Origin of the sequence: Blastococcus sp. TF02-09 (assembly GCF_003319105.1) — a bacterium.
Classification (GTDB): domain Bacteria; phylum Actinomycetota; class Actinomycetes; order Mycobacteriales; family Geodermatophilaceae; genus Blastococcus.
On sequence record NZ_QOHH01000021.1, the window covers coordinates 1 to 18,359 of the forward strand.

Annotated in this window: 17 protein-coding genes; 11 read left to right on the plus strand and 6 right to left on the minus strand. The window is 73.7% G+C overall.

The annotated features are described in order from the left end of the window. Nucleotides 1-244: 244 nt before the first annotated feature. Complete coding sequence (locus tag DQ239_RS19775) at nucleotides 245-1,324, plus strand: alkene reductase (protein ID WP_113836134.1); 1,080 nt, start codon at nucleotides 245-247, stop codon at nucleotides 1,322-1,324. 74 nt (nucleotides 1,325-1,398) lie between these two features. On the opposite strand, the gene DQ239_RS19780 is transcribed toward DQ239_RS19775, so the two are convergent. After that, nucleotides 1,399-2,421, minus strand: coding sequence for a hypothetical protein (locus DQ239_RS19780; RefSeq protein ID WP_113836135.1), 1,023 nt, complete (start codon nucleotides 2,419-2,421; stop codon nucleotides 1,399-1,401). Between the two features lie 188 nt (nucleotides 2,422-2,609). Here DQ239_RS19780 and DQ239_RS19785 point away from each other — a divergent pair, with 188 nt between their 5' ends. Further along, on the plus strand, nucleotides 2,610-3,383 hold the full coding sequence (locus tag DQ239_RS19785) for a DUF4386 family protein (RefSeq protein WP_113836136.1): 774 nt from the start codon (nucleotides 2,610-2,612) through the stop codon (nucleotides 3,381-3,383). 6 nt (nucleotides 3,384-3,389) lie between these two features. Here DQ239_RS19785 and DQ239_RS19790 read toward each other — a convergent pair whose 3' ends face one another. Next, entirely contained in the window at nucleotides 3,390-3,764 is a 375-nt protein-coding gene (locus tag DQ239_RS19790; protein ID WP_233489515.1) for a DUF1707 domain-containing protein, read from the minus strand. A 96-nt stretch (nucleotides 3,765-3,860) separates the two neighbouring features. On the opposite strand from DQ239_RS19790, the gene DQ239_RS19795 reads away from it, so the two are divergent. Then, on the plus strand, nucleotides 3,861-4,286 hold the full coding sequence (locus DQ239_RS19795; protein ID WP_113836138.1) for a DUF4345 domain-containing protein: 426 nt from the start codon (nucleotides 3,861-3,863) through the stop codon (nucleotides 4,284-4,286). A gap of 83 nt (nucleotides 4,287-4,369) precedes the next feature. On the opposite strand, the gene DQ239_RS21330 is transcribed toward DQ239_RS19795, so the two are convergent. The 3 genes from DQ239_RS21330 to DQ239_RS19810 all read right to left on the minus strand — a co-directional run bounded on the left by DQ239_RS21330 (nucleotide 4,370) and on the right by DQ239_RS19810 (nucleotide 8,410). Next, nucleotides 4,370-5,920: a methyl-accepting chemotaxis protein gene (locus DQ239_RS21330; RefSeq protein ID WP_113836139.1), complete on the minus strand. Its 1,551-nt coding sequence runs from the start codon at nucleotides 5,918-5,920 to the stop codon at nucleotides 4,370-4,372. 124 nt (nucleotides 5,921-6,044) lie between these two features. Then, a complete protein-coding gene (locus DQ239_RS19805; RefSeq protein ID WP_113836149.1) occupies nucleotides 6,045-7,526 on the minus strand; it encodes a solute carrier family 23 protein in 1,482 nt (493 codons plus the stop codon). 92 nt (nucleotides 7,527-7,618) lie between these two features. Continuing rightward, nucleotides 7,619-8,410 carry a DUF2470 domain-containing protein gene (locus tag DQ239_RS19810; RefSeq protein ID WP_233489516.1) on the minus strand — a complete coding sequence of 264 codons (792 nt, stop codon included), beginning with the start codon at nucleotides 8,408-8,410 and terminating at the stop codon, nucleotides 7,619-7,621. Between the two features lie 65 nt (nucleotides 8,411-8,475). Here DQ239_RS19810 and rpsD point away from each other — a divergent pair, with 65 nt between their 5' ends. The 5 genes from rpsD to DQ239_RS19835 all read left to right on the plus strand — a co-directional run bounded on the left by rpsD (nucleotide 8,476) and on the right by DQ239_RS19835 (nucleotide 13,861). Then, nucleotides 8,476-9,078 (plus strand): 30S ribosomal protein S4, encoded by a 603-nt coding sequence (gene rpsD, locus DQ239_RS19815; RefSeq protein WP_113836140.1) that lies wholly within the window; start codon nucleotides 8,476-8,478, stop codon nucleotides 9,076-9,078. 43 nt (nucleotides 9,079-9,121) lie between these two features. Continuing rightward, nucleotides 9,122-9,727 carry a hypothetical protein gene (locus DQ239_RS19820; RefSeq protein WP_147252185.1) on the plus strand — a complete coding sequence of 202 codons (606 nt, stop codon included), beginning with the start codon at nucleotides 9,122-9,124 and terminating at the stop codon, nucleotides 9,725-9,727. A 306-nt stretch (nucleotides 9,728-10,033) separates the two neighbouring features. Continuing rightward, nucleotides 10,034-10,435, plus strand: coding sequence for a hypothetical protein (locus tag DQ239_RS19825; RefSeq protein ID WP_113836142.1), 402 nt, complete (start codon nucleotides 10,034-10,036; stop codon nucleotides 10,433-10,435). Between the two features lie 65 nt (nucleotides 10,436-10,500). Continuing rightward, a complete protein-coding gene (locus DQ239_RS19830) occupies nucleotides 10,501-12,138 on the plus strand; it encodes a signal peptidase I (protein ID WP_113836143.1) in 1,638 nt (545 codons plus the stop codon). Between the two features lie 46 nt (nucleotides 12,139-12,184). After that, a complete protein-coding gene (locus tag DQ239_RS19835) occupies nucleotides 12,185-13,861 on the plus strand; it encodes a GAF domain-containing hybrid sensor histidine kinase/response regulator (protein WP_158544910.1) in 1,677 nt (558 codons plus the stop codon). Between the two features lie 10 nt (nucleotides 13,862-13,871). Here the strand turns inward: DQ239_RS19835 and DQ239_RS19840 are convergent, their stop codons facing one another. Continuing rightward, nucleotides 13,872-14,705, minus strand: a complete 834-nt coding sequence (locus DQ239_RS19840; RefSeq protein ID WP_113836145.1) for a histidinol-phosphatase HisJ family protein — start codon at nucleotides 14,703-14,705, stop codon at nucleotides 13,872-13,874. A 78-nt stretch (nucleotides 14,706-14,783) separates the two neighbouring features. Here DQ239_RS19840 and DQ239_RS19845 point away from each other — a divergent pair, with 78 nt between their 5' ends. The 3 genes from DQ239_RS19845 (at nucleotide 14,784) to DQ239_RS19855 (ending at nucleotide 17,993) form a co-directional block, all read left to right on the plus strand. After that, nucleotides 14,784-17,006, plus strand: a complete 2,223-nt coding sequence (locus DQ239_RS19845; RefSeq protein WP_113836146.1) for a DEAD/DEAH box helicase — start codon at nucleotides 14,784-14,786, stop codon at nucleotides 17,004-17,006. Between the two features lie 99 nt (nucleotides 17,007-17,105). After that, on the plus strand, nucleotides 17,106-17,309 hold the full coding sequence (locus tag DQ239_RS19850; protein WP_113836147.1) for a hypothetical protein: 204 nt from the start codon (nucleotides 17,106-17,108) through the stop codon (nucleotides 17,307-17,309). A gap of 78 nt (nucleotides 17,310-17,387) precedes the next feature. After that, on the plus strand, nucleotides 17,388-17,993 hold the full coding sequence (locus DQ239_RS19855) for an alpha-ketoglutarate-dependent dioxygenase AlkB (protein ID WP_233489517.1): 606 nt from the start codon (nucleotides 17,388-17,390) through the stop codon (nucleotides 17,991-17,993). Nucleotides 17,994-18,359: the final 366 nt, after the last annotated feature.

Below are 18,359 nucleotides of genomic sequence, written 5' to 3' on the forward strand. Positions count from 1 at the left end.
CCTCGCGCACGCCCCGCCAGAACGCCCGCCGCAGATGCTGCAGCTCCACCGTCGCCGTCATCGCCCGACCTCCAGGTCAGTCAGGGCGTTGCAACGACCCCTTGAAGCCGGGTCACCTGATCCCAGCGCCTCCTCCCTCACCGCCGGCCGTGAGGGAGGAAGCGCGGCGGTGAGGGAGGACGGTCGGACGTGACCTGGGTCGCAGGCCGGGATGCGGCCCGCGTCCGGCCGGCTTCGACCCGGCGTGGATCTGTTCTCTCCGGTCGCCCTGGGCGACATCCAGCTGGCCAACCGCGTCGTCATGGCGCCCCTCACCCGGTTGCGTTCCGGGGACAGCGGCGTGCCGGGCGACCTCGTCGTCGAGTACTACCGCCAGCGCGCGAGCATCGGGATGATCATCACCGAGGGCGTCTGGCCGAACCCGCAGGGCCAGGGCTACCCCGGGCAGCCCGGCATCGTCACCGACGAGCAGGTCGACGGCTGGTCCAAGGTCGCCGCCGCCGTCCACGAGCGCGGCGGGCGGATCGTCATGCAGCTGATGCACGCCGGCCGGGTCTCCCACCCGGACGTGAACGGCGGACGCGACATCGAGGCGCCCTCGGCCGTGGCGATCGAGGGCCAGGTCCGGACGCCGGCGGGGAAGAAGCCCTACCCGGTGCCGCACGCGCTCACCACCGAGGAGCTGGCCCGCGTCCGGGACGAGTACGTGCAGGCGGCGCGGAACGCGATCGCCGCCGGGCTGGACGGCGTGGAGCTGCACGGGGCCAACGGCTACCTGCTGCACGAGTTCCTGTCGCCGGCGTCCAACGAGCGCACCGACGCCTACGGCGGCTCGCCCGAGAACCGGGCCCGCTTCCTCGTCGAGGTGGCGACGGCGGTGGCCGAGGCCATCGGAGCCGGCCGCGTCGGCCTGCGCATCTCCCCGATGCACAACATCCAGGACGTGTTCGAGACCGACGAGGCCGACGTCCTGCTCACCTACGGTGCGCTGCTGGATCAGCTGCGCCCGCTGGGGCTGGCCTACCTGTCGGTGCTGCACGCCGAGCCCGGCGGCGAGCTGGTGCAGGAGCTGCGCCGCCGCTTCGATGGCCCGCTGGTCGCCAACAGCGGCTTCGCGTCGGTGACCACGCGCGCCGAGGCGGTCAGCCTCATCGAGGACGCGCACGCCGAGGCAGTGGCCGTCGGCCGCCCGGTCATCGCCAACCCCGACCTGGTCGAGCGCTGGGCCGGCGAGCACCCGGAGAACGAGCCGCAGCCGCACCTGTTCTACGCGTCCGGTGCCGAGGGCTACACCGACTACCCCACGCTGGAGCAGGTGGGTTGACGCCCGCGTGATCACCGCCCGCTGAGCGCCCTCTCCCCGCACCGGAGAGGGCGCTCAGCGCGTTCTCGCCGCCGCTACGGGCGGCCGGCGGTCGCTCCCGAGCCGCTGAGGGCGGAGGCATCCGCGGCCCGCACGTCACCGTCGGCGACGCCCGCCCCTCCGCCGCTAGTGGGCGTCTCGTCCGTCCTGATCGGAACCGGGCTCACGCCGTTGTCCCACCGCTCGGCCGACTGCACGATCCAGAAGCCGACGAACAGCGTGATGAGGCTGGCCTCGATGGTGAGGACCCAGTGGGACCAGTCCTGGACCGCCAGGACGATGTGCACCCCGACGTCGACGAGCATGGCGAGCGCGATCCAGGTGTACCAGTTGAAAATCCGTGCCCGACCATCATCCGCGCGCATCTTCGCTCGATACCGCTGCGCCGCGTTCAGGCACACGTTGAAGAACACGAAGACGAAGAGCGAGATCGCCGCGACGTGGTGCGCGTTGCGCAGGAAGAACTGACGCTCCGCGACGAACACCACGTTCGTGACGGCGAGGGCGACGACGACGCCCGCGTAGCCGCACAGGTCGATGAGTGACGGGCCGATCGGGACCTTGCGCATCCAGCGGCTGACCGTGAGGACCGCCAGGAACGCCAGCGAGAACCAGGCCACCACGAGGAGACCCGTGACGGTGTTGCCGACGTACAGCAAGCGGTCGCTGTCCGCGACGAGAACCTTGCCGCAATCCCGGTTCTCGTTGGGCGTGGGCACGAGCGCGACGAACGGCGCACAGATGCCGGCGACGTTCAGCAGCACGTCCTCGCCGTCGCTCGCCCCGCGCAGACAGATCAGGCAGGCGCCGATCGCAACCAGGACGCCGACCACGACGCCTTGTGCCGGGGTGTAGTAGTAGGCGCTGATCGACGTCTGGACGCAGTCGGCCCGCCACGCCTCCCGGAGCACGGACACGGCGAGCCCGATGGCCAGCGCGATGAGTCCGACCCGCAGGTAGCGCCAGGTCAGGACGGCGAGTTCGTGCTCGTCGCCCTGCTGATCGAACCCGTTGTCGATGCGATCGCCGATGCCGGATCGAGCTCGTCCCATGGCCATGACCCCGCCCCCGTTCCCCGGATGGCGGAGATGGTCGACCCACCCGCGAGCAGGGGACAAGAGGTTGCTGCACGGGCTGGTCCACCGCGTGCACGGACCCCTGTCGAAGGCCCTCCGGCGGGTTCACACTGGGTCTGCCGGACCATGCCGGCGGGCGGCTGGTCCGCGGTTCGGAAGGACGTGGCGTCATGGAGGCCAGGGCCGGAGCGGAACGCAGTGGGCGCAGCGGCGGGATGACGCGCGGGGGCGACGACCACGGCAGGGCGCGCGAGTGGGACCGCATCGCCGGCGTCGCCGGTTTCGTGTTCACCGCTCTGCTCGTCGCCAGCTTCTTCACGCCGTCGACGCCGATGGCGAGTGATCCACCCGACCAGATCGTCGCGGACCTGCTCGCCGACCGCACCGGGCACCAGTGGTCCCTGCTGCTCGGGTTCCTCGCCGACATCGCGGTCTTCGTCCTGCTGGCCGGGCTGTGGAGCCGGCTGCGCCGGTGGGAGGGGCCGGCGGGCCTCCTGACGGACCTGTTCGCGCTGGCCGCCGGGGCGTTCATGGCGGTGATCCTGGTGTCCGAGGGCCTCTACCTGACCCTCGTGCAGAACGCCGACGACCTCGAGCCCAGCTCGGTCCAGACCCTCTCCGCGCTGGACAACTCGGTCGGCGCGGCGATCTTCCCTGCCGGGGCCGCGCTGTTCCTGGGTGTCGGCGCGGCGATCGTCAGCACGCGGGCGCTCCCGGCCTGGCTCGGCTGGCTGGCCGCCCTCACCGCGCTGGTCCTCGTCGTCGGCATCACCGGGGTGTTCGAGGACTCGGTCGAGGAGGACAGCTTCATCGGCATCGTCGGCTTCGCCGGATTCATCCTCATGGTGGTGTGGCTGCTGGCGGCGAGCATCGTGCTGTTCCTCCGGGCCGGCGGGGACGCGCCCTACGAGGAGGCGCGGGCCGAGAGCCGGCGCGCGACCTGAGCTGCGTCACCAGCGCCAGCTCCACCGCATGTGCCGGATGAACACGAACAGCAGGAAGAGGCCGAACAGGGGCGGGACGCGGTAGATCACGGTCGCCGCCACCGACCAGGCGAGCAGCAGCACGACGAGGAGGACCAGCACCGGAGGTATCCGCGTCGCCGACCTCTCCGGACGGGTGCGCTGCTGCGGCGACGGATCGCCGGGCAGGTCAGCGGTCAGCGCGGGGAGCTCGTCGAGGTGGACGGCGGCCTGCGCCCGGACGACCCGATCGTCGAACTCGTCGATCGTGAGTCGGCCCGCGGCGAAGTGCGTGCCGAGCTGCTCGACGACGCGCTGACGGTCCTCGTCGCCGGCTCGCATCCGGGGCGTCGGTTCTGCCATCGCCGGTGCCTCCTCGAGGTCAGGCACCCATGATGCGCCGAACACGTCCGCGTCGGATGCCGGCCGGGCGCCGCCCTCTGCTGCGAGACTCCGACGATGTCGCGCCGAACGCTCACGTCCATGTCGCCGGAGGCCACCGCCACGGCGATCCGGGGGCTGCTGCTCGCGGTCGGTGCGGTGTCCCTCGGAACGGGCGCCTCCGTCGCGGTACGGGGTTCCTCCGCCATCCCGGGCGGAGGACCCACGACGGCGAGCACCGACAGCGTGCTGCGGTTCTACGCCGTGTGGTGGGCCGCCCAGGGGCCCGCAGCGTGGTCGTTGGCGCGTGATCCGATGCTGGACGAGGGCCGGGTCCGGGTGCTGGCCGGCACCACCTTCGCCGGTGGACTCGCCCGGATCGCCGCCATGCGGGCCAGCGGCCGGCCGCACCCGCTCTTCCAGGCGCTCACCGTCGTCGAACTCCTGGCACCTCCGCTCCTGCTGGCCGCCCGCAGACGCGTCCGTCTCCCCGGAGGACGCTGACGGTGGCGACCCTCCACGCTGAGCCCCGGACGACGACGGGCCCGCCTGCAGGTGCAGGCGGGCCCGTGAGGATCAGCGGCTGATCAGCCGGCGGCCTCGATGAGCGCGGCCATGCGCTCCTGATCGCCGAGCACCTCGCCGATGCGGGTCTGCACCTCGTCGAGGCGGCCGATGATCTCGCCGGTGGTGCGGATGCCCTCGCCGACGGCCTTGCTGCTGCTCTGGATGCCGGCGATCTGGTCGGCCACCCGCTGCGTCGCCTTCGCCGTCTCCCGCGCCAGGTCCTTGACCTCGCTGGCCACGACCGCGAAGCCCTTGCCCACCTCGCCTGCGCGCGCCGCCTCGATGGTGGCGTTGAGCGCCAGCAGGTTGGTCTGGTCGGCGATGCCCGAGATGATCCGGATGACCTCGCCGACGGCGGCCGACGCCTCGTCCAGCGCGACGACGTCCCCGGTCATGGTCGAGGCCTGCGCCACGGCGTTCTCCGCGACCCGGCCGGCCTCGTTGGCCGCCTCGCGCAGCCGGGCGATCGTGCCCAGCAGCTCGCGGGCGTTGTCCGCGCTCTCCTCGTTGCGGCGCAGCACGTCCAGCCGCTGGCACACCAGCTGCTGCACGTTGCGCAGCGACGCCGCGCGCGAGTCCGACAGCTCGATCGTCTCGGTCACGAAGAAGTCCATCGTGCCGATCACCTTCCCGCCCACCAGCAGCGGGAAGCAGACGCCGGACTTCACCCCGGCGCGCTGCGCCGCAGGAGCGCGCACGCAGTCGGTCACCTGGCCGATGTCCGGCACGAACACCATCTCCCGGGCCCGCCAGGCGCGGCCGGACAGCCCCACGCCCTCGGCGAAGCTGGCCTTGAGGGTCACGGCGCGGAACTCCTCGCCCGCCGAGCCCGACTCCTGCTGGAACTTCAGCACCCGGGCCGACTCGTCCAGCGCCCAGTACGAGCCGTAGGCCCAGCCGAACGCGCTGCGCACCGTGTCCAGGGCCACGCGCAGGGCCTCCTCCTGGGTCGAGGCCGAGCCCAGGGTGGTGACGACGGTGGTCACGGCCTCGCGGTCGTCCAGGGTCTCCCTCAGCTCCGCCCGGGCCACGGCCGCCCGGTGGGCGTGCACGAGGACGCCGCGCAGCGCGCGCCACTTCGACGCCCGGCCGCCGAGGAAGGGCAGCTCACCGGCGTTGTAGAACTCGTAGAGGGCGGCCACCGTGCCCCGCTCGTCGAGGATCGGCAGGACGCAGCCGCGGGTGGCGCCGGCGGTCTGCGCGGTCCGCCACCGGCCGCAGAACGCCGCGTCCGTGGTCTCGTTCGCCAGGACGACGTCCTGCGTCCGGATCGCCTGGCCGGCCATGCCCTCCGACGGGAGGAGCCGCTCGATCCGCGCGGCGCGCATGGTGTCCGCGTAGCCGCCGCTCTCGCCCGCGAGCGAGAAGCCGCCGTCGGCGTCGACCATCCAGGCGGCGCCGTAGTCGAGGCCCAGTTCCTTCGTCAGCGTGGCGGCGATGATCCGGTGCGCCTCCGCGCCGTCGGACACGCCCGCGTCCAGGGCGTCGATGACGGCCTCGACCGCCTCCACGTCGCGGGGAACGGACAGGGGTGCGGTCCCGGGGGTGACCCCGCGCGTACGTCGGTTCATCGGACTCTCTCGGCTCGCTCGTCGGACGGCGACCGGAACTCCGGATCACCGTGAACGGATATCGGCAGGCCGGGTTCCGAGACGCACCGAAAACGCGCGCGGGATCGCCGCGCACAACCGATGATCAGGAGGCCCCGCGGTCCGCGTCCTCCGCCCCGTGCACGTGCCCGAACGTCGAGCCGACGGCGGGGTGCGGGCCCTCCCGGGTGAGCGAGGCCCTCATCTCGGCCGGTGCCAGCGCCCGCGCCACGTGCCAGCCCACCACCGCGACGATGGTGCCCAGCGCGATGCCGCCCAGGGAGAAGTCGTCGGTGATCTGCAGCAGGGGCGCGTCGTTGCCCGAGTTGCCGACGGCGATGACGATGCCCGCCGCCAGCGGCACGAGGTTGACCGGGTTGCCGAAGTCGACCCGGTTCTCCTTCCAGATCTTGGCGCCCAGCAGGCCGATCATCCCGTAGAGGACGACGGTGATGCCGCCGAGCACCCCGCCGGGGATCGCGTTGATCAGGGCGCCGAACTTGGGCACCAGGCCCAGGCCGATCGCGACCACCGCGGCGACGTAGTAAGCGGCCGTCGAGTAGACCCGCGTCGCGGCCATGACGCCGATGTTCTCCGCGTACGTGGTGGTGGGGGAGCCGCCGACCGACGTCGCCAGCACGGTCGTGACGCCGTCGGCCAGCACCGCGCGGCCGATCATCGGGTCCAGGTCGCGCCGGGTCATCTCGGCCACCGCCTTCACGTGGCCGGCGTTCTCCGCGACCAGGGCGATCACCGCGGGCAGCACGAGCAGCGCGAAGTTCACCGAGAACGACGGGGCGGTGAGATCCGGCAGCCCGAACCAGGGCGCGTCGCCGACGGCGTCGAAGTTCACGCGGTCGTGGGCGAACGGCGTCGCCACGCAGTACGGGCCCTCGGGGGCGCAGACCTCGCCGGCGGCGTCCCGCAGGTTCTGGCCCGGCAGCGCGGAGGTGTGCGGGCCCGCGGTGGCGTCCAGCAGGATCGACAGCAGGTAGCCGAAGACCAGGCCCAGCAGGATCGAGATGCGGGCCAGGAAGCCGCGCAGCAGCAGCGAGGCGACGACGACGAACGCCATGGTCGCCAGCGCCACCCACTGGTCCTGCTGCCAGTAGGTCGCCGTCGCCACCGGCGCCAGGTTGAAGCCGATGAGCATGACCACGGCGCCGGTCACCGCCGGGGGCAGCACCCGGTTGACCACCCGGACGCCGACGAGGTGGATGACCAGGCCGGCCAGCGCCAGGACGACGCCGGACACCAGCAGCGCCCCGAGGACGTCGGCGTCCGAGCCCCCCGCGGCGCGCACCGCCACGACGCCGCCGACGAACGAGGCGGAGCTGCCCAGGTAGCTGGGCACCTTCCCCTGCACGATCAGCAGGAACAGGATCGTCGCGACCCCGCTCATCATGATGGCGAGGTTCGGGTCCAGGCCCATGAGCAGCGGGAAGACGAACGTCGCCCCGAACATGGCGACGACGTGCTGGGCGCCGATGCCGACCGTCCGCGGCCAGCTCAGCCGCTCGTCGGGGGCCACCGCCTCGCCCAGCGGCAGGGTCTTCCCGTCGCCGTACAGCTTCCACCCGAACGCCATCGGTGCCTCCTCGACCAGCCCGCCCGCTCGCGGCCGGCGGGCGAGGCGCATCGTCGCACCCGCGGCCGGTGCCGCTCGGAGGCGGGCGGCGCTCAGTCGAGGGCGCAGCCCAGCAGGTTTCCCACCGCGTCGGTGAACGCCTCGATCTGGGTCAGCGGCTCGGGGAAGGCGACCCGCACGTCGTAGCCACCACGCGGCGACTCCACCCGGTAGCGGACGCCGAAGCGGTCCAGCCCGAGGAGGCGGACCTCGTCCCGCCGCCCGGCCCAGGCCTGCACCCGGACGTGCAGCCGGGCTAGCGCCTCGCTCTCGGTGGCCAGCAGGTCGGCCTCGGCGGCGGTGACCGGATCGGCCGCGGCGGCCACGAAGTCCTCGGGCTCGACGTGCTCGACCGCATGCGACTCGTGCAGGACGACCTCGGCGACGTCGAGCCGGAGCAGGGCGGCGGTCAGCCCCACGTCGAAGAGCGCCTCGCACGGGGAGGCGTCGGCGAAGGCGACCACGGCGTCCGGCACGTCGCTGGCGGGCACCGGCGACAGCCACCCGGCGAGCTCCACCAGTGCGCGGACCGGCTGCCGCAGCCGCGACGGCGCGCGGTCGGTGAACGTCAGCCGGGCCGGGAGGTCGCCGACCGGGGAGCCGGCGAGGGCGTTCAGGAGCGGCCCGGCGGTGGGGACGACGACGAGCGTGCGCCCGTCCGCGGTCGTCGCCGCGGCCAGCGCAGCCGTCGTCCCCGCGCCCAGCACGTGCAGCGCGGCCGACGGACGGGCGGCCACGGTGCGCGCCCGCTCGGCCGGCGAGGGCTGACCGCCGGCGGCCGCGGGAGCGGTGACCGGGGCCGGTGTGCCGGCACGCAGCCGGCCCGGACTGCGACCAGTGGTCATGGGGATCACCTCGGAACTCGCCGTCGGAACTAGTAAGGTGAGCCTAACCAAATCTGGAGGTCCCCGTGAACACCCCCCGACCCAAGGTCCGGATCAGCCGCGCACTGGGCATCGCGCTCACGCCCAAGGCGGTCGCCTACTTCGAGCGCCGGCCCTACCCGCCGGGCGAGCACGGCCGCAAGCGCCGCAAGGACAGCGACTACTCCACCCGGCTCAAGGAGAAGCAGCGGCTGCGGGCGCAGTACGACATCAGCGAGACCCAGCTGCGGGCTGCGTTCGACCGGGCGCGGCGCTCGGGCGGCAAGACCGGCGAGGCCCTCATCCAGGACCTCGAGTCCCGGCTGGACGCCACCGTGCTGCGGGCCGGCTTCGCCCGGACCATCTACCAGGCCCGCCAGTTCGTCACCCACCAGCACGTGCTGGTCAACGGCAGGCGCGTCGACCGCCCCTCCTACCGGCTGCAGCCCGGCGACTTCGTCCAGATCGCCGAGAAGTCGCGCACCAAGGAGCCGTTCGTCGTCGCCGCGTCCGGTGCGCACGCCGAGCCCCCGGCGTACCTCGCCGTCTCGCTGGCCGACCTGGTCGCCCGGTACGAGCGGACGCCGACCCGGGACGAGGTCCCGGTGATCTGCGAGGAGCAGCTGGTCGTGGAGCACTACTCCCGCTGATTCCTCCTTGCCCGACGGGCGCCGGCCCGCCAGGCTCCGCTCCATGTGGAGCGCTGCCTTCGGGAACGGGGACCCCGACGTCGAGCGACGGATGAACCGGCCGGAGAACGAGCTGCCGACGGCGCTGCCGACGAACCGGCTGATCGTCCGGACGCCGGCGATCGCGGTCGCACTGCTCGGCATGCAGGCCTACACGACCGGGGTCGCCTTCCAGCTCGCGGCCCGGGCCCCCGGCCCGGAGGACCCCGCCGAGCGGAACCGGCTGGACGAGCTCTTCTGGGGCCACCGCGGGGACGGCGCGCGCTTCCAGATCGGCGTGCAGTTCGCCGACGGGCGGCGGGCGAGCAACCTGCCGGGTCGCGACGGCGACGCGGGCCTGATCTTCCATCCCGCGGGCGGGAGCGGTGGGCCGCTGTCCGCCGACCAGGACTGGTGGCTCAGCCCCCTCCCGCCCGAGGGGCCGCTGCTCGTCGTCGTCCGCTGCCCGGGGATCGGGCTGGAGGAGACGCGGATCGAGCTCGACGGCACGGCGATCCGCCGGGCGGGGGAGGCGGCGACCGTGCTGTGGCCCTGGCAGCCGCCGCTGGACCAGCCCCACGAGCCGCCGCTGCCGCCCGACCTACCCGCCAGCAGCTGGTTCGCCGGCTGACCCAGCGGGCGAGCGGCGTCGGTCACCGCACTTTTCCTCGGCCGGCGGGGGCCTCCCGCCTCGTCCGCCGACCCCTGCCGCGGGGCGGGAACCACCCTCTGACCAGCGCTTTCATCGCCCCGGGTGCCTGGTGGTGGTGACCGTTCCACCGGGTCGACTCGGCGACTCGAGTTTTCTTGTGGGACAGGAGTCAATACCGGCGCGGACCTGCCGAAAGCTGCTCCGTCAAGGATGACGGCGCAGCCATCGCAGACGGGTGATCAGCATCCGGGCGGGCCTGGGCCACCGAGAGAACGGACTCCTCCCATGCGCCTGTCGCGTGTCCTCATCGCCGGCGCCGCGGTCGCTGCCGCCGGTATCGCCACCTCCGCCTTCACGGCGAGCAACGACTTCACCGGCGTCGACAACAACGTCGCCGGTTACGGCGAGCTCGTCGCGACGGGCGTGAGCGTCACCAACATCGCCTACGTCCCCGCCCCCGACGCCTCGCTGCTCCGCCGCGTGGTCTTCACGGTCAGCGAGGACGTCAGCAGCCCGGGCAAGACCGCCCGCATGTCGCTGTGGAACAACACCACGGCCACGCCGGGCAGCGCCAACACCTGCGCCTACTCGCTGTCGGGGTCCGACCACCTGGTCACCTGCACCCTGACCGCCGACGTCGCGTTCACGGCCTTCAACAAGACCGGTCTGACCGTCACCTCCAACTAAGCAGTGTCGGACGGGGCGGGCGGCCGGAAGGCCGCCCGCCCGAACCCGGATGGGTGCCCAGGGCCATGAACGCCGCCACGAAGATCGCCAGCACCAGCGCCGCCGTCGCGCTGGTGCTGGTCGGCCTGTGGCTGTTCTGGCCGACGTCCCTGGGTGGCGGGACCACGTACGTCGTCACCCACGGCCAGAGCATGGAGCCCGGGTTCTCCACCGGTGACCTGGCCGTGCTCCGGCCCACCGGCTCCTACGAGGTGGGCGACGTGGTGGCCTACCGCTCGGAGTCGCTCGACACCGTCGTCATGCACCGCATCGTCGCCGTCGACGGCGACCGGTTCGTCATCCAGGGCGACAACAACGACTTCCTCGACCGGGACCGCCCCACCGCCGACCAGTTGCTGGGCAAGCTGTTCCGCCAGGTCCCCCAGGGCGGCAAGATCCTCGACGCCGTCACCTCGCCGTGGCTCGTGGCGCTCGTCGCGGCCGCCGCGCTCGGCGTCTTCAGCAGCAGCCAGCGCGCCGGCGGCCGGCACTCGGCCCGGCGTCCCGCCCGCCACCGTTCCGCCCGTCGTCGCCCCGCCGTCCCGCGCTCGCTGCCGGCGTCCTTCTCCATGCCCACGCGCGCCCAGGCCCGCCAGGTCGGGATCGGTGCCGCCGTGGTCGCGGTCCTCGCCGCCGTCGGCGGTGCCGCCCTGCTCGCCCTGCCCTCGACCGAGACCGGGACGCGCACCGAGGACGTCGCCCAGGAGGGGCGGTGGACCTACGCCGGCGACGCCCGCGTCGGGACGACCTACCCGACCGGGGAGATTTCGACCGGCGACCCCGTCTACACCCGGCTCGCCGACGCCGTCACGGTGTCCTTCGAGCACACGGTCAGCGCCGAGGACCTCGAGGAGGTCGCCGGCACCCTGCGGCTCGACCTCGCGGTGCAGAGCGCGGACGGCTGGAGCGCCCCCCTCGGCAGCAGCCCGGCGGCGCCGGTGCAGGACGGGACGGCGGTTGCGTCCGCGCTGCTCGACCCGGCTCGTGCCGCGACCCTCGTCGATCGGCACGACGCCGAGATCGGTGGCAGCGCCGGGTCGGCCAGCATCGTGGTGACGCCCGTCGTCGAGGTCACCGGCAGCCTCTCCGGCCGGTCCTTCACGGCCACCCAGCCGACGCCGTTCACCTTCGCCATGGACGGCGTCGCGCTGCGGCCCTCGGCGGACGAGGCGGCCTACACCCCGTCGGCGTCCGTCGCCGTCTCCCTCGAGGAGGTCGTCCCGCGCGCGTTCACCGTGCTCGGGGTGGACGTGCCGATCGGGGTCGCGCGGGTCCTCGCGATCACGGTGCTCCTCGGTGCCGTGCTCGTGGCGGCGGTCGCCGCCGGGATCAGCCACTCGTACACCGGCGACGCCGCCGACGCCTTCGCCGTCCGCAACGCCGCGCGCATCCTGCCGGTCGCCGGGCTCACCCCCGGGCGGAGCGTCGTCGACGTGTCCGACGCCCAGGCCCTGCGGCGGGTGGCCGAGCGCGTCGACGGCCTGGTGCTGCACCACGCCGGACCCGAGGGGCAGACCTTCGCCGTGCAGGACAACGAGACGACCTACCGCTTCGTCTTCCCCGACACCGCGATCACCCGGACACCTCCGCCGCCGCCGCCTGCACCGTCGGTGCTGGCCTCGCTCGCGGCGCCGGTCACCTCCCCGCTCCCCCGCATCGCCTGAGGCCGACGTGCTCAAGAACAGCGCCGCTGCTGCCGACTCCGCGGGAGTGAGTGCACCGACCCTCGTCGTGTCGTCCGAACCGAGCAGTGCGCTGCTGCGCGAGTACCAGCTCCCCGAGGGTGCCCCGGCCGAGCAGCTGCGCGCGGTGACGCGGGTGGCCGCGACCGTCTGCGGCGTGCCGCACGCGGTGGTGAACCTGCTCGACGAGTGCTTCCAGCACCAGGTGGGCGAGGTCGGCTTCACCGGCGCCCGGTCCGACCTCTCGGACTCCATGTGCGCGCTGGCCATGCGCGAGCCCCGGCTCCGCCACGTCCCCGACGCCAGCCGGGAGCCCGCCTACGCCGGCAACCCCTGGGTGGACGGCCGCCTCGCTTCCGTCCGGCTCTTCGCCACCGCGCCGATGCGCCTCGCTGACGGGCGGGTGCTGGGCACCCTCTGCGTCTTCGACATGGAGCCCGGCTCGCTCTCCACCGACCAGCTCGCTGCGCTGGAGGACCTCGCCGCCCAGGCCGTGGCGCTGTTCGAGCAGGGCCGGCTGGCCCGGGAGCTCGAGGCCGCCCGGGACCAGGCGCTGGCCGCGACCCGGGCCAAGACCGCGTTCCTCGCCGCGGCCAGTCACGAGATCAGGACGCCGCTCAACGGCGTCCTGGGCATGCTCGAGGCGCTCGGGCTCGAGCAGCTCGCCCCCCGGCAGGCGGAGTTCGTCTCCCTGGCCCGCAGCTCGGGGGAGTCGCTGCTCGTGCTGCTCAACGACGTGCTGGACCTGACCAAGGCCGAGACCACCGCGGTGACCCTGGCCGAGCGCCCGTTCCGGCCGGCCGACGTCGCCGCGGAGGTGGTCGCCGCGCTGCTGCCGGTGGCCCGCCGCAAGGGCCTGGACCTGGCGGTCAAGGACAGCGACGACGGCGTCCTGGTCGGCGACCCGGCGCGGCTGCGGCAGGTCGTCATGAACCTGGTCGGCAACGCGCTGAAGTTCACCGAGCGCGGCCGGGTGCACGTCGCCGTCCGCATCGACCGCGACCCCGCCGCCCCGGTCGCACGGCTGCGGCTCTCCGTCGCCGACACCGGGGCCGGCATGGAGCCCGACGAGACCCAGCGGCTGTTCCGGCCCTTCACCCAGGGCGCGCAGGGCCGGCGCTTCGGCGGGACCGGCCTGGGCCTGGCCCTCAGCCAGCAGATCGTGGGGCTCATGGGCGGGCGGATCGACGTGGTCAGCCGCCCGGGCGCCGGGTCGCTGCTCACCGTCGTCGTCGACCTGCCCGCCGCGACCGCTGACGCGCCCGCCGCCGCACCGGTCGCGGAGCCGGTCCTCCCCGTGGCCTGCCCCGTCCCCGCACCGCAGCGGCCGGGGCGTCCCCTCCGCGTGCTCGTCGCCGACGACAGCGACGTGAACCTGCGGGTGGCCGAGGCGCTGCTGCGGGCCGAAGGGGCCGAGGTGGTGACCGTCGAGGACGGCGACGACGGCGTGCGCGCGGTGGCGGCGGAGCACTTCGACCTCGTCCTGCTCGACATGCAGATGCCCCGCATGTCGGGGCCGGACGCCGCGCGGGCCATCCGGGCCCTCGACGGACCCCGTGCCGGGACGCGGCTGCTCGCGCTCACCGCGGCCGCCACCGAGGAGGACCGCGACGCCTGCCTGGCGGCGGGCATGGAGGGCGTGCTGCTCAAGCCCGTGCGCCGGGCGGAGCTGCGGGCGGCCCTCGACGAGGTCGCCGCGTCCTGAGCCGGGTGCCTCAGCGGCGCCAGAAGTCGAAGCGGTCGCGGCCGGGCCGGAAGCCCGCCGCCTCCACCACGTCGACGGCGAGATCGAACTTCTGCCCCACCGCCGAGGGGGTGTGGGCGTCGCTCCCGAAGCTGACCGCCTCCCCGCCCTCCTCGTGGAACCACCGCATCTGGTCCGCGGAGGCCAGCGGGCTGCTGGTGTTGATCTCCAGCGCGCGGCCGGAGCGGGCCAGCGCCCGGAAGACCGCCCGGTACTCCTCCTCGTAGTCCTTCTCGACGAAGCGGTGCGTGCCCCCGGGCCAGTACCGGCGCGGGAAGTCGACGTGCGCGAGCACCTGGAAGACGGCGCTGCTCTCGATCATGTCGACCAGCTCGGCGAGGTAGCGGCGCATCGTGCCGTCCTCGTCCTGCCACAGCAGGTGGCCGACGCCGTAGAGCCGCCCGTCCTGCGCCAGGGAGTGCAGGGAGCCGAGGATGCGGTCGACCGGGGCGTCGCGCAGGTAGGCGGCGACGCTGCTGCCGAACAGGTGCGGCTCGCCGGTCTCCACGCCCGAGAGGATCCGCAGCTCCGGGAAGCGCTCGCGCACCTCGGCCAGCTCGGCGAAGTACCCCGCGACGTCGATCTCGGCGTGCCGGGACGCGTGCCGGTCGACCAGGCCCTCGTCGGTCGCCCGGTCATCGGGGTCCCAGACGGTGAAGTCGAGGTGCTCGGTGAACGCGATCGCCGGCAGCCCCAGCTGCACCGCCTTCTTGCAGGCCCGGCGCATCGTGGAGGAGTCGGCGGTGTCCCACGACCAGTGCGTGTGGACGTGGTTGTCCGGCGGTCGCTGTCGCTGATGTGCCATCGCCTGTGGATTGTCCACCGTCACCCACAGGTTCGGCGCAGCGGCGGGTCTGTCACCCGGAATGCCTACTGTCGGGGCATGACCACCGCCGCGCCGACGTCCGAGATCGCCGCCGAGGCCCTGGAGGTCCTGCGCGAGCTGACCGGCCGGCCGGACGCCGTGTTCCGCGAGGGGCAGGACGCCGCGGTCTCCGCCCTCGTCGAGCGCTCGCAGCGGGCGCTCGTGGTGCAGCGCACGGGCTGGGGCAAGTCGGCGGTCTACTTCGTCTCCACCGCGCTCCTGCGCCGCCGGGGCAAGGGCCCGACCTTGCTCGTCTCGCCGCTGCTGGCGCTCATGCGCGACCAGGTGGCGGCCGCGGCCCGTGCCGGCATCCGCGCGGTGGAGATCTCCAGCGCCAACATGACCGAGTGGGACGACATCGCCGCCCGCCTGGCCGCCGACGACGTCGACGTCCTGCTCGTCTCGCCCGAGCGGCTCACCAACCCGCGCTTCCGCGAGGAGCAGCTGCCCGGCCTGGTGGCCCGCTGCGGCCTCGTCGTGGTCGACGAGGCGCACTGCGTCTCCGACTGGGGCCACGACTTCCGCCCGGACTACCGCCGCATCCGCGACCTGCTGGGCACCCTCCCGGCCGGGACGCCGGTGCTCGCCACCACCGCGACGGCCAACGAGCGGGTGGTCGAGGACGTCGCCGAGCAGCTGGGCGCCGGCGGGGTGGAGGTCACCACCGTGCGAGGGCCGCTGTCCCGCGACTCGCTGCGGCTGGGCGTGCTCCGGCTGCCCTCGGACCGCGCCCGCCTCGCCTGGCTGGCCGCCCACATCGGCGACCTCCCGGGCAGCGGCATCGTCTACGCGCTCACCGTCGCCGCGGCGGAGGAGACCGCCGCCCTGCTGCGGGACGCCGGCCACGAGGTGCGCGCCTACACCGGCCGGCTCGACGACGCCGACCGCAAGGACGCCGAGGAGGCGCTGCGCACCAACCGGGTGAAGGCGCTGGTCGCCACTTCCGCGCTGGGCATGGGCTTCGACAAGCCCGACCTGGGTTTCGTCGTCCACCTCGGCGCGCCGTCGTCGCCGGTCAGCTACTACCAGCAGGTGGGCCGCGCGGGCCGTGCCGTCGAGCACGCCGACGTGCTGCTGCTGCCGGGCCCGGAGGACATCGCGATCTGGCAGTGGTTCGCCACCTCGTCCATGCCGCGGGAGGACCACGCCGCCGCCGTCCTCACCGCCATGGCCGACGGCAAGGCGTGGTCGGTGGCGCGGCTGGAGACCGTCGCCGACGTGCGCCGCTCCCGGCTGGAGCTGCTGCTCAAGGTGCTCGCCGTCGACGGCGCCGTCGAGCGGGTGCAGGGCGGCTGGCGCTCGACCGGGCAGCCCTGGGTGTACGACGCCGACCGGTACGCCCGCGTCACCCGCACGCGGGAGGCCGAGCAGCGGGCGATGCTCGCCTACGCCAAGCCGGTCGACGAGGCCGAGTGCCGCATGGCCTTCCTCCAGTCCGCGCTCGACGACCCGACCGCGGCTCCCTGCGGGCGGTGCGACGTCTGCGCCGGCCCCTGGTACTCCACCGACGTGCCCGAGGCGGCCGCGGACGCCGCATCGGCGGCGCTGGACCGGCCCGGTGTGGAGCTGGCGCCGCGGGCGCAGTGGCCCACCGGCGCCGACCGGCTCGGTGTCGAGGTGAAGGGCAAGATCGCCGCCGGCGAGCAGCTCGAGCCCGGTCGTGCGGTCGCCCGGCTGACCGACCTCGGCTGGGGCCAGCGGCTGCGCACCCTGCTCGGTGACGACGGCGTGGGCGGCGTGGTGGCGCTGGACCTGGAGGCCCCCGGCATCGAGGAGGACCCGGACGCCGCCTTCGACGTCCCGGTGCGGCGCTCCATCTCCGACGTCGCGCCGGACGACGAGCTGATGCGTGCGTGCGCGCGCGTGCTGGGGGCCTGGGACTGGGCGCAGCGACCGGTGGCCGTGGTGGCCATGCCCTCGCGGCGCCGTCCCCGCCTGATCACCGGCGTGGCCCAGGGGCTGGCCCGCATGGGGCGGCTGGACTACCTGGGCGAGCTCTCGCTCGCGCACGGCGGCCCGACCGGGCAGCCCGGCGGCAACAGCGCGTTCCGGCTGGCCGCCGTCTGGGACCGGATCGTGGTGGGTCCCGAGCTGCGGGAACGGCTGGCGTCGCTGTCCGGTCCCGTGCTGCTCGTCGACGACCTCGCCGACTCGCGCTGGACCTTGACGGTGGCCGGACGCGAGCTGCGGCGGGCCGGGGCGGACGCCGTCCTGCCGTTCGCCCTGGCGCTCACGGCCTGAGCTGGTTCCGGACTTTCGGCCCTGGCCCGGTCAGGCAGGGCGGCGGATTCTCGACACCCCGAAGCCGCCCGGGACCACCCCCTGCCCGGGAGTGCCGACGTGGAACAGCCCGACGACCTGCTCGAGGAGCCCCTGTACATCGACGGGACCTTCATCCGGTCCTGGGCGGATCTCGCCCGCCTGACCCCACCCGAGGCCGGCGCGCCGATCCGCAGGGCCCGGTGGCGCGACGTGCGCGCGGACGTACCGGCTCCTCGCCCCGGACTGCCCGCGGACCCGGTGGTCGATCCGTACGGCGGCTGAGCTGTCCACAGCTTTTCGCACACATGTGCGAAAAGTCGGAGTAGCGTCCTCGGCATAGCACTCGCCCACCAGCCGTCCATGTGGGACGTGGCCGAGGAGGCCACGCTGACGCCGCTCGCCGGCCGCGTCCAGCGCCACCTGCTCAGCGCCGGGGCCTGGGTCGACCACCTGCCCGGATGGGTGTCCGGCTCCGACGAGGTGCTCGAGGTGCTGCTGGGCGACATCGGTTGGCGGGAGGACCGTCGGCAGATGTACGAGCGCGAGGTGGCGGTGCCTCGGCTGCTGCGCTGGTACGGCGGCGACGAGACGTTGCCCCATCCCCTGCTCACGCGGGCGCGCACCGCGCTGAACCAGCACTACGGCCCGGAACTCGGCGAGCCCTTCGTGAGCGCCGGCATGTGCCTGTACCGCGACGGCCGGGACAGCGTCGCCTGGCACGGCGACCGCATCGGCCGCGGACGGTCGAGCGACACCATGGTCGCCATCGTCTCCTTCGGTTCGCCGCGTCCGCTGCTGCTGCGCCCCGCCGCGGGCGGTAGCAGCCTGCGGTTCCCGCTCGGGCACGGAGACCTGGTCGTCATGGGCGGCTCCTGCCAGCGCACCTGGGAGCACTGCATCCCCAAGACGACGAAGCCGGTGGGGCCGCGGGTCAGCGTCCAGTTCCGCCCCCGCGGCGTCGCCTGACCGCGGACCCGTCCGTCCCACCCTCGTGCCGCCTCAGGGCGGCCCTCCGGACCGGGCCTGGCGCGCCTCGATCCGGTGCTCGGGGGACCCCGGGGGACCCCCCTGCAGAGACCCCTCAGGGGCGTGTATGGTTCTCCATGCGCCGCGCGGCCCTGAGGGGCCGCCGGACCGGGGCCCGCTGCTGGTGGGTCGACCGGAAACCGGCGTAGTGTTGGACATCCGGCCAGGGACGAAGCCTTTTCGGGGTGGGTTTTCTGCGCGTCCGCTCTTTGAGAACTCAACAGCGTGCCGAAAGTCAGTGCCAAGTAATACCCCGTGTCGTGGGTCTTCGTGATCTGCGGCTGGGATTCCTTTGGTTGATTGATA